Genomic DNA, 10547 nt, shown 5'->3' with positions numbered 1-10547 from the left:
CTGCCGCACGGCCCATTCGGCCGCGAGGGCGACCAGGAGACTGCGACGATCACCGCGAATGCGAATCATGGAGCCTGGGGGATCACTTCCCCCAGGCTCCACCACCGGGCGGCGCGGTGCCGGTCCTGGAGCACGATCCCGGGCAACCGATGGCACAAGCCCGTGGATCAGGGCAGGATCGGTCCCACACGCGGCGTGGCGGAGCCCATCGCAGCGCGGGAGGAACCGGGCCCCTGGCGCACCCCGGAGCGCGCCACCAGCGCTGAAGACCGCTGGACCAGCAGCGATCCCAGCATGCCGGCATCGAAGGAGAAGCGCCCGGGGCCCATCAGCAGGATCGCCGCGCTGCCTCCCAGATAGAGCACCACCAGCTCGAGCACATAGATGTTGAAGCCGCTGGTGAGGATGTGGTGGTACGCCGCGACCAGCATCGTGCCCGAGAGCGCCAGGGCTCCCAGAGGGGTGAACAACCCCAGGATCAGACACCAGGACCCGAAGATCTCGGCGTAGCCCGCCAGGTGTGCCATCAGCAGCGGGAACGGAAGATGCAGCGGCACCACATAGTTCGTGGCGAACAACTCCGGGTTGGCGAGTTTGTCCTGGCCGTGATGAATCATCATCAGACCGAGCGCCACCCGCAGCAGCAGGAGGCCGGCACTGGGCAGAACGCCGGGACGCAGAAAGTAGCGAAACAGAAAACCGTTCATGGCACGAGGGGATCAGGGCGCGGGTCGGGTGGAGCGGCTGAGACGCAGCAGCCAGAGGCCTAGCGAGGCACTGAAGAAGGCCAGGAACGCTTCCAGCAGCAGGGTGGTGGACATGGCCTGAGGGCGGGATGGACGCGGGTCGAGGACCGCGCGCAACCACCCTGGCGCGCCGTGTAACGACGTGTGAGCGCCGTCTCTCAGGCAGGGCCGTCGGCTCGCGCGAGCCGGGGGGTGGCACTTGGCAGTTGCACCATCGGCTCTCCCCCATGGCTCGATCCCGCTCCGGCCCGGCCCACGGCCCCTCCCCGCAGACGCAGGGCGATCCCGATGCCGGCCAGGGCCGTCGGCCAGGCCCTGACACCCGGCTGGTGGAGGGACTGATCGCCCTGATGGAGGCCGGCACCACCCCCTGGCGGCGCGAGTGGGACGGTAACGGCGGGGCCGCCGGTGGGGGCCACCACGTGAACCTGATCAGCGGCCGCCGCTACCGCGGGGCCAACCCGATCCTGCTCACGCTGGGCCTGCACCAGCGCGGCTCCTGCCTGCCCTACTGGTGCGGCTTCGCCGAGGCCCGCGCGCGGGGCCTCGCCCCCCGCCGTGGGAGCAGGGCCGTGCATGTGCTGCGCCCCCAGCTCTGCCGCCGGTCCGGGGCGACGGAAGCCGACCCGGCAGCAACGGCTCCGGCGTCCGCCACTGCAGCGGCGGAGCCCGCCGCCCCCCGGCCCGGCGCCACGGCTCACCAGGGCTGGGTGCGCTACAGGCCGGTGGCGGTGTTCAACGCCGCCGATCTCGAGGGTGAGGCCCTCGCCGCACTGCTGGAAACCCGCCAGGCGGAGCACCGCCGCGTGCGGCGCAGCGAACCGGAGCGGCTGCAACGGGCCGAAACCACCCTCGGCGCCTGGCCCGTGCCGGTGCTCCATGGCGGCGGGCTGGCCTGCTACCTGAGCGGCCCCGACCGCATCCAGCTGCCGGATCGCCAGGCCTTCCACACCGCCGCCAGCTACTACGCCACCTGGGCCCATGAGGCGATCCACTCCACGGGCCATCCGTCGCGGCTGGCCCGCGACCTCACGGGCGCCCGCGACAGCCAGGCCTATGCCCGCGAGGAGCTGGTGGCGGAGCTGGGCGCGGTGCTGCTGGGCGACCGTCTGGAGATCGGCAGCGACACCCGCAACCATGCCGCCTACCTCCAGCACTGGATCGAGCTGCTGCGGCGCACGCCGCGGCTGCTGTTCCAGGTGCTCGGCGAGGCGCGCCGGGCCGCGGATCTGATCTGCGCCGAGGAGGGCGGGGAGCCCGCCGCTGAGGCCTCGGCGCCTCTGTAGTGGCGCTGCCGTAGAAGAGAAGCAGGTTCAACCGGCGGGCAGCGCCGGTTCGCGGCGATCGCCCCTCCCCCTTCAGCTCCCCCCCTGGTTCTGGTGCACGGGCTGCTGGACACTCCGGCCGTGTTCGAGGGCCTCAAGCGCGAGCTGGGGGAGCGCCGCCAGCCCCTGCTGATTCCGGCCCTCCCCCTGCGGCTGGGGGCCACGCCGGTGCTGGAGGCCGCCGCCCTGCTCGGCAGCCACATCGAGGCGGCCTTCGGTGTGGACCAGCCCATCGATCTGCTGGGCTTCTCCATGGGAGGAGTGATCGCCCGCGCCTGGATCCAGCTGCGGGGCGGTCACCGCCGCACCCGCCGCTTCCTCAGTGTGGGCAGCCCCCAGCAGGGCACCCTCACGGCCCAGCCCTGGCCCGGCCGGCTGCTGGCCGGCATCGCCGATCTGAAGTGGCGGAGCCCGCTGCTGCGACAGCTCGACGCCGACCTCGACAGCCTGCGCCGGATCGAGTGCCACAGCTTTTACTCGGGCCTGGATCTGGTGGTGATTCCCGGCTGGCGCGCCGTGCTGCCGGTGGGAGCCCGCACGATGCTGCCGGTGCTGACCCATCCCCAGCTTCTGCGCGACCCGGCGGCGATCAGACCCCTGGCCAGGGAGTTGCTGCGGCCATAGCGTTGCGGGACTCCAGCCCCAGAGTGGGCCGGGGATGGAGGGCCGGACATGGAGTTGATCGCCCTCTCGCTGCTGGTGCGCTGGGCCCTGGGCTGGCTGCTGGCCTGCCGCATGCCGGTGCTGCCGGCCGCGGTCCCCTCCGGGGCGCCGGGGGTGTCGGTGCTGATCCCGGCCCGCAACGAGGCCGCCAGCCTGCCCGGACTGCTCGCGGCCCTGAGCCGCCAGACGCTGCGCCCGCTGGAGGTGATCGTCGTCGACGACCACTCCGACGACGACACGGCCGCCCTCGCCCGTGCCGGGGCGCCGGGGCTGGCGGTGCGGGTGATCCAGCCTCCGCCGCTGCCTGCGCGCTGGTGCGGCAAGACCTGGGCGCTGCACCACGGCGTGGCCGCCAGCCTGGGGGAGCTGCTGGTGTTCCTGGATGCCGACACCCAGCCGGCACCCCAGTTCCTGCAGAACCTGGTGGCCGCCAGCCAGCGGCTCGGCGGACTGGTGTCGGTGCAGCCCTACCACCGCACCGAGCAGCCCTACGAGCAGCTGTCGGTGCTCTTCAACCTCGTCGGCCTGATGGCCGTGCCCCTCGGTGAGCGCTGCGGCGTGGCCTTCGGGCCGGCCATGGCCACCAGCCGCGGCGACTACGCGCGCAGCGGCGGCCATGCGGCGGTGGCGGACAAGGTGGTGGAGGACTGGTTCCTGGCCCACCGCTATGAGGCGGCGGGCCTGCCGGTGAGCGCCTTCATCGGCAAGGACACGATCACCTACCGCATGTACCCCGGCGGTCTGGGGGATCTGGTGATGGGGTTCAACAAGAACTTCGCCACCGCCGCCGCCGAGGTGCGCTGGCCCTGGATGCTGGCGGTGCTGCTGTGGCTCTCGGGACTGTTCTGGGCGGCCTGGTGCCTGCCGGCCTCGCTGCTGGGCTGGCCGCTGATGGGAGACCCCCGCCCGCTGCCCAACGCCCTGCTCTACGGGGCCTTCGCCCTGCAGCTGCTGGTGATCACCCGCCGGGTGGGGCGCTTCAGCTGGATCAATCTCGTGTTTCCGATACCGGTGCTGTTCTTTCTGGGGGTGTTCCTGCAGGCGATCGTCAACCTCGGGCGGGGGCAGGTGCGCTGGAAGGGGCGCAGCTTCAGCACCCGTGCCGGCCGTCCCGGCCTTGGTGGCCGCTGATGGCCATGGCCGCATCGCTGCCGCCCTGGCTGCCCGCGGTCCTCGGCTGTGCTGCCCTCTGGGTGGGCTGGTCGCTGCTGGTGGGGATGCTCGCCAACCACCTGCCGGCGCGGTATCTGGAGGGAGTGCAGTCCCCCGGGAGGGAGCCTCCGCAGGCCGGCGGCCCCGGGCACGCAACAGGCCAGCCGGCGAGCCGGGCGCTGCGGCACTTCGAAACGCGACTGGCGATCCGGCGCTGGAAACCCTGGATTCCCGATGCCGGGGATGCCCTGCCCGGCGGCGTGCGCAAGGCCAGCCTGGTGGGGCGCGATCCCCGCGCCCTGCGGCGCCTGCTGCTGGAGACCCGCCGGGCCGAACTGGTGCACTGGGCCCTGTGGCCGGTGTGGATGGTCACCTGCCTGTGGCTGCCGCCGGCGGGGGTGCTGATCAACCTCGCCTTCGCCACCCTGTTCAACCTTCCCTGCCTGCTGCTGCAGCGCTACACCCGCCTGCGGCTTCAGCTGATGCTGCAGCGGCTGGACCGGCTGCAGCGGCTGGAACGAAGCTGAGCGAGGCACACCGCTGCCCGATCCTTGCCTGATCAGCTCAGGGCCCCAGCCAGCCTCCCTCCAGCGTCACCTCCACAGCCAGTCCGGGATCCTCGACGTGGCGGGCCACCACCAGCCGATGGAGCCCCGCTTCGATCCGGAAGCCGTCGCCGGCCTCATCGAAGTAGGCCAGGCGGCGCCGGGGGATCGCCAGCCTCAGGTGACGGCGCTCATCCTCCGCCAGCTCCAGGCGCGTGAAGGCCACCAGGGTGCGCGGTGGCCGCTCCACCTCCAGGTCCGGCGCTTCCAGGTACACCTGCACCACCTCCGCGGCCGCCATCGGGCCGGCGTTGCGCACCGTGACGTTGAGCACCAGCGCCCCATCACCGGTTGCTGGCTCCGGGTCGAGAACGGGCTGACTGAACTCGAAGCGGCTGTAGGAGAGGCCGAAGCCGAAGGGGTAGGCGGCCCGCTGCCCTTCCCGCCCCAGGCGCCGGTAGCCGTGCCAGAGGTCGTAGGTCACCAGGGGCGCCCGCGGCTCGAAGGGGGGCAGATGGTCGGTGCTGGTGGGCAGGCCGAAGGGCAGGCGCCCCGAGGGCGACACCCGGCCCAGCAGCACGTCGGCGAGGGCGTGCCCGCCCTGCTCGCCCGGATACCAGAGCAGCAGGATCGCCGGCACCACCCGGCGCCACTCCTCCATCAGCACGGCCCCCCCGCCCATCAGCACCACCACGGTGCGCGGGTTGGCGGCCGCCACCGCCCGGATCAGGGCCACCTGGCGCGGCGGCAGGCGCAGGTCGGTGCGGTCCCCGGAGGCGAAGTCACCGCCCTGGCGCGGCGTGGCGTGACCGGTGATCCAGGCGATCAGATCCGCCGCCGGCTGCCAGGCACGCCGCAGCCGGCGCCGCCCGCCGGGGCCTCCGGGCCAGCGGCCGAGCAACCAGTCGGGCGGAGGGATCCGGCGCAGCACCGGAGCGATGTCGCCGGGATGGATGTGCTCCCCCTCCAGGCGCCAGTCCAGCCCCACCACCACCACCGCGGCCTCGCAGCCCGCCGCCACCTCGGCAGCGGCAGCGGGATCGTCGCTGGCGGAGGCGCGGATCGTCAGCTGCGCTGCCGCGGCCCGCAGTCCGTCGAGTGGGGTGACCACCGAGCCCGGCGGCGGGCGCGTGTCGGAGGAGCCGCGGTCGCCCAGGTTCGGCTCGGCCGCCAGCCGGCCCACCACCGCCAGCGAGTCCAGATCCCGGAACGGCAGCAGCGGGCCCTGATTGCGCAGCAGCACGATCGCCTCGGTGGCCGCCTGGCGCGCCAGCTGCAGGTGGTCGGCGCGGCGGCGCAGCGCGGCGGGATGGTGGCCCGCCGGCACCGCCAGCTGGGCCCGCAGCAACCGCAGCGCGGCGTCGTCGACGCGGCCGGCCGGCACCCGGCCGTCGGCCAGGGCCTCCTCCAGAACCCCCGCGAACACCATGCGGAAGGGCATCTCCAGGTCCTGACCCGCCAGCAGGGCGGCCACGCCGTCGCGCAGCCCGAAGATGAAATCGGTGACCACGAAGCCCGCGAATCCCCAGCGCCGCTTGAGGATCCCCTCCAGCAACTGGGGGTGCTCGCCGCACCAGACGCCGTTCACCCGGTTGTAGGCGCTCATCACCGAGGCCGCTCCAGCCTCCACGCAGGCACGGAACTGGGGCAGGTACAGCTCGTGCAGCACCCTCGGGGTGGCCTGCACGTCCACCAGGAAGCGGGAGCTGTCGATCGAGTTGAGGGCGAGGTGCTTGACGCAGGCGAGGGCGTGGCGCTGCAGGCCCCGGGTGCAGGCCGCCCCCAGCTCACCCACGTGCACGGGGTCCTCGCCATAGGTCTCCTGGGCCCGGCCCCAGCCGGGGTGGCGCAGCAGGTTCACGCACACCGCCGCCACCCAGTTGGCGCCGAAGGAGCGCGCCTCCAGGGCGATGGCCTCGCCGATGCGCTCCTCCAGCTCCGGGTTCCAGGCCGCGCCCCGCGCCATCGGCACCGGGAAGGTGGTGGCTCCTCCCTCCAGCACCACCCCGCGGGGGCCATCCACGAACTGCAGGCCGGACAGGCCGAGCCGGGGCAGCCGGCCCGCCGGCCAGGGGCGGCGGTGGGAGGCGTCGCGGGCGGCGATGGCGACCATCCCGGCCCAGAAGGGGGTGTCGCCGTCCAGCAGGGCGAGCTTCTCGGCGGTGCTCAGCTGCGCCAGCAGGGCCTCGGCCCGGGGCCCGCTCGCGGCGGCATCTGGCGCGGCGGCATCGGGCGCTGCGGCAGGTGCGGCGAGGTCCCCGGGGATGCCCGAAGCAGCGGTGTCGGCCGGGTCCACCACCTCAGGCTAGGGAGGTGGGACGAGGTGGGGAGAACCGGCCCGAAACCGGGCCCGTGGGGCCCCCGGCCGGCCATCGTCACCCTTAACGTTCCGTTACAAGCCGTCACACGCCGTGCCCGAGTCTTCCCTCTCCCTGAGCCGTGAGTTCACCGTGGCGATGCACTCCCGGGCCATCGATGCCTGCGATGACATCGACGAGCTGCGCGAGATCGCCAAGACCCTGCTCTCCGCCTGGCAGACCCAGGCCATGTTCAGCGAGCGCTACGGGGCCGAGCTGCTCGGCCTCAGGCCCCGCCCCTGAGCGGCGGCGGGCGGCAGCCCGCCGATCCGGCACCACACTGGAGGGCTGAACCAGAGGGGCTCCACCCCTCAGCCGGGGATGCCGAGCCAGTCAGACACCCGCGTGCCAGGCATCAGCCCGTCAGAGCCCGGCGGCCCGGACAGCCGGCCCGGCGCCCGATCCCTGCAGGCCGACAAGGATCGTCTGGCCGCGCTGCGCGAGGAGTTCGAGGGCGACGCCCGCTTCGGCCAGGTGTTCGTGGTGCTCACCCTGGGCTCCTCGCTGATCGCCAGCCTCGGCCTGCTTGGCAACAGTGCCGCCGTGGTGATCGGCGCCATGGTCGTGGCGCCCTGGATCCTGCCCCTGCAGGCGATGGCCTTCCAGGTGCTGCGCGGCCAGTTCCCCGCCTTCCTCCGGGCTCTGCTCACCCTGGCGCTGGGTGTGGGCCTGGGCCTGGCCGTTTCGGTGAGTGTGGGCCTGCTGGTGCAGTTCCCCGTCTACGGCAGCGAGGTGATGGCCCGCACCCGCCCCAACCTGCTCGACCTGGGCATCGCCCTGGCGGCGGGCGTGGTGGCGATGTTCGCCAAGCTGCGCAAGGAGGCCATCACCGCCATGGCCGGCCTGGCCATCGCCGTGGCCCTGGTGCCGCCGGTGTGCGTGGCCGGCCTGCTGCTCTCCGCCGGCCGCTGGCAGGAGAGCTACGGAGCCGCCCTGCTGTTTCTCACCAACCTGCTGGGCATCCTCACCGGGGCGATGGTGACCCTCAACCTGCTGGAGCGGCCGTTCAGAGGGCGGTTGCTGCGCAGCCGTCTGGGTCTCACGAGCCTCGCGCTCACGGCCATGCTGGTGATTCCCCTCGGCGGCAGCCTGCTGAACCTGATGGGGGTGTCTCGCCGTCAGGTTCAGGCCCAGCGCATCGAGGATCTGATCCTCAGCAGCCTGCGCAACGAAACCATCACCCTGGGCAGGGATTCCGAACTCGAGAGCGTGCGGGTGGACTGGGAGCAGAACCCCCCGGTGGTCACCGCCCGGGTGAGCGTCAGCGATCCACGGCTGCCCACCTTCACCCAGGTGAGCGCGGTGCAGGAGTTCATCAACACCAAGCTGGCCCCACGCCGCTTCCGGCTGGTGGTGAAGCGCACCTCCATCGATGTGGTGGGTCCGGAGCCCCAGCAGACCCCGGGCGCCCTGGTCGATCCCCTCTGGCCCTGGCTGTCGCCACCGGTGCTGCCGCTGGGGGAGGGGCCTGACGGGTCTGGGGAGCCCCGGCAGGAGACCGGCGACGCACAGAACGGCGAGGCGAAGAACAGCGAGGCGAAGAACGCTGAGGCGGACGGCGCACCACCCGCCGACTGAGGCCGGCGCGGCGTGGCAGGCAACGCACCCTGCGATCCGCATCCGCTCACCGGGCCCGGTCTTTGGTGACCGAGGCCACAGCCACCGTCCCAGACCTCGCTAGCAAGGACCCAGCCACGCCACGGGTGATGTTGTCCACGACGACCCGCCTGCGGCTGCAGGCGATCCTGGCTCGCATCGCCGGCGGAGAGCCGGTGAGCCTGGGCGAGCGGGTGTACCTGCAGAAGTTCGCCGATCGCGACCGCACCGTGGCCTCCTGGCTGCGGCGGGCACGGCGTCAGCAGCAGGGTCAGGGTTCGGGCGACGGCATCGACCGTCTGCTGGCCGACCTCGACCTGGGCTCGGCTGAGCCCGATGACCGCTTCCGGCCCGGGGAGGACGACCTGGGCGACTGGTTCCGCGGCGCCCCACCCTGGCTGCGGCGCAGCTGAGCTCCACCGCTCAGGCGTCGTCCCAGCCGAAGCCCGTGTCCTGCCAGGCGCGTGGATCCTCGAGCGGTTCCAGGTGGGTGATCACATCGGTGCGCGGCAGGGCCGATCTGATCTCGCGCTCGATCCGTTCGCAGAGGTCATGGCCGGCCTGCACGCTCCAGCTGCCCGGCACCAGCAGGTGGAAGGCCACGAAGCGGCGCGACCCCGCCACCCTGGTGCGCAGCGCGTGCACGGCGACCCCGTCGCCGCTGTGGGCGGCCAGCAGATCCTCCAGCTGGCGCTGCTCGGCCTCGGGCAGGGCATGGTCGAGCAGGCCGGAGGCCGTCTCGCCCAGCAGCCTGAAGCCCACCACCACGATGTTCAGGGCCACGGCGATGGCGATCAGGGGATCGAGGATCAGCCAGCCGGTGACCTTCACCAGGGCCACAGCCAGCAGGACCCCCAGGGAGGTCCACACGTCGGTGAGCAGGTGCTGGGCATCGGCGCGCAGGGTGATCGAGTGGAAGCGCCGGCTGGCCCGCAGCAGCTGCCAGGCCACCAGGCCGTTGAGCACGGTGGCCAGCAGCGAGAACGCCAGACCCGCGCCCAGCTGTTCCAGCGGCTGGGGCGCCAGCAGCCGTCCCAGGGCTGCCCAGACGATGGCGGCGGCGGCCACCAGGATCAGGGCGCTCTCCAGGCCGCTGGCGAAGTACTCGGCCTTGAAGTGGCCGTAGGGGTGCTCCCGGTCTGCGGGCTTGGCCGCCAGGGTGAGCGCCCAGAAGGCGGCCAGCGCCGCCACCAGATTCACCCCCGACTCGAGGGCATCGGAGAGCAGGCCCACCGACCCGGTGATCCGCCAGGCCGCCAGCTTGAGCACGATCGTGGCCGTGGCGGCCCCGATCGACAGCAGGGTGAAGGAGCGGGCCGAATCGAACATCGCCCTTCAACCTGCCATCCGGCCCGCCCCACGATGAAGGAGGGTCTCGGAACGTGAAGAGCGATGTCGTGTGCGCTGGATCACCTTGTCAGGGATGCGGCACCTGACGACAGTGCTGATGAAGGCACCCGGAAACGACTGCCTATGGATCAAAGCCCAGACAACCAGACCCAAGGACTGCACTGAGGTTCGGACCCTGCTCCAACAGTCTCCTTCGATCACTGGTTTCCCCGGCGTGTGACGTCGTCGCCGTCCATTGCACCGTCCCCACCGCGGCCCCATCGCCGCCTTCACGAACCACCTCCCCGAGCACCATCTGCAGGAGGGGTTCCAGGTGCCCCGGACCAACCGGGAGGCCCCGCTTGAGTCACGGCCCCAGGGCCATCCTCAGCCAGCTCCATCCACAACCAACCACCATCCACAACCAACCAGCGGCCAGTCCAGCAGCGATTCGATCGATCGCACACCCAGCTGGATGCTCCCACAGCTGAACACACACCCAGCTGAGGGCACACCCAGCTGAGCTCACCGACAGCCAGCCAGCTCAGGCCCGGGGCCCTGCCCCGGGCCTCGCTGTGTGCATGCTGCCCCCACGCAGACCACGCCCACGCTGACCAGACCGTCGCCCTGACCGCACCACCGGCACAATGGGGCCGATCGGTTTCCGCGGGTCACGCCCGGAAGGCAACGAGGAAAGTCCGGTGAGGCGCGGGCCTGTCCCGCTCCGAGTCCGGCACTGTCCCGCAGCTGTGATGGAGCCGGAGTCCTCCGGCCCCTCAGTCAGAACGCTCGCCGGTTCCCATCCCCTCCGACCCGGCGCGGACACCGGCAGAG

At 72.2% G+C, this 10547-nt stretch carries 10 protein-coding genes and 1 riboswitch; of the genes, 7 read left to right on the top strand and 3 right to left on the bottom strand.

The genetic code is table 11. From position 1 onward, the window contains the following. Positions 1-167: 167 nt before the first annotated feature. Complete coding sequence (locus KBY90_RS14580; protein ID WP_254969390.1) at positions 168-707, bottom strand: DoxX family protein; 540 nt, start codon at positions 705-707, stop codon at positions 168-170. Between the two features lie 266 nt (positions 708-973). Here KBY90_RS14580 and KBY90_RS14575 point away from each other — a divergent pair, with 266 nt between their 5' ends. The 4 genes from KBY90_RS14575 to KBY90_RS14560 all read left to right on the top strand — a co-directional run bounded on the left by KBY90_RS14575 (position 974) and on the right by KBY90_RS14560 (position 4413). Further along, positions 974-2032, top strand: coding sequence for an ArdC family protein (locus KBY90_RS14575; RefSeq protein ID WP_254969389.1), 1059 nt, complete (start codon positions 974-976; stop codon positions 2030-2032). A 93-nt stretch (positions 2033-2125) separates the two neighbouring features. Then, complete coding sequence (locus tag KBY90_RS14570; RefSeq protein WP_254969388.1) at positions 2126-2695, top strand: alpha/beta hydrolase; 570 nt, start codon at positions 2126-2128, stop codon at positions 2693-2695. A gap of 48 nt (positions 2696-2743) precedes the next feature. After that, positions 2744-3865, top strand: coding sequence for a glycosyltransferase family 2 protein (locus KBY90_RS14565; RefSeq protein WP_254969387.1), 1122 nt, complete (start codon positions 2744-2746; stop codon positions 3863-3865). Between the two features lie 5 nt (positions 3866-3870). Next, positions 3871-4413 carry a hypothetical protein gene (locus KBY90_RS14560; RefSeq protein WP_254969386.1) on the top strand — a complete coding sequence of 181 codons (543 nt, stop codon included), beginning with the start codon at positions 3871-3873 and terminating at the stop codon, positions 4411-4413. A 37-nt stretch (positions 4414-4450) separates the two neighbouring features. On the opposite strand, the gene KBY90_RS14555 is transcribed toward KBY90_RS14560, so the two are convergent. Further along, positions 4451-6727 (bottom strand): glycoside hydrolase family 3 C-terminal domain-containing protein, encoded by a 2277-nt coding sequence (locus tag KBY90_RS14555; protein WP_254969385.1) that lies wholly within the window; start codon positions 6725-6727, stop codon positions 4451-4453. Positions 6728-6842: 115 nt separating this feature from the next. On the opposite strand from KBY90_RS14555, the gene KBY90_RS14550 reads away from it, so the two are divergent. The 3 genes from KBY90_RS14550 (at position 6843) to KBY90_RS14540 (ending at position 8797) form a co-directional block, all read left to right on the top strand. Beyond that, positions 6843-7031: a hypothetical protein gene (locus tag KBY90_RS14550; RefSeq protein ID WP_254969384.1), complete on the top strand. Its 189-nt coding sequence runs from the start codon at positions 6843-6845 to the stop codon at positions 7029-7031. Between the two features lie 78 nt (positions 7032-7109). Continuing rightward, positions 7110-8366 carry a DUF389 domain-containing protein gene (locus KBY90_RS14545; protein WP_254969383.1) on the top strand — a complete coding sequence of 419 codons (1257 nt, stop codon included), beginning with the start codon at positions 7110-7112 and terminating at the stop codon, positions 8364-8366. 128 nt (positions 8367-8494) lie between these two features. Continuing rightward, a complete protein-coding gene (locus tag KBY90_RS14540; protein WP_254969382.1) occupies positions 8495-8797 on the top strand; it encodes a hypothetical protein in 303 nt (100 codons plus the stop codon). A 10-nt stretch (positions 8798-8807) separates the two neighbouring features. On the opposite strand, the gene KBY90_RS14535 is transcribed toward KBY90_RS14540, so the two are convergent. Then, on the bottom strand, positions 8808-9713 hold the full coding sequence (locus tag KBY90_RS14535) for a cation diffusion facilitator family transporter (RefSeq protein WP_254969381.1): 906 nt from the start codon (positions 9711-9713) through the stop codon (positions 8808-8810). Positions 9714-10354: 641 nt separating this feature from the next. After that, a riboswitch (cobalamin riboswitch) is annotated at positions 10355-10525 on the top strand. Positions 10526-10547 lie beyond the last annotated feature (22 nt).

Origin of the sequence: Cyanobium sp. CH-040, from assembly GCF_024346135.1 — a bacterium.
Classification (GTDB): domain Bacteria; phylum Cyanobacteriota; class Cyanobacteriia; order PCC-6307; family Cyanobiaceae; genus NIES-981.
This window is presented reverse-complemented; position numbering and strand designations above follow the sequence as displayed.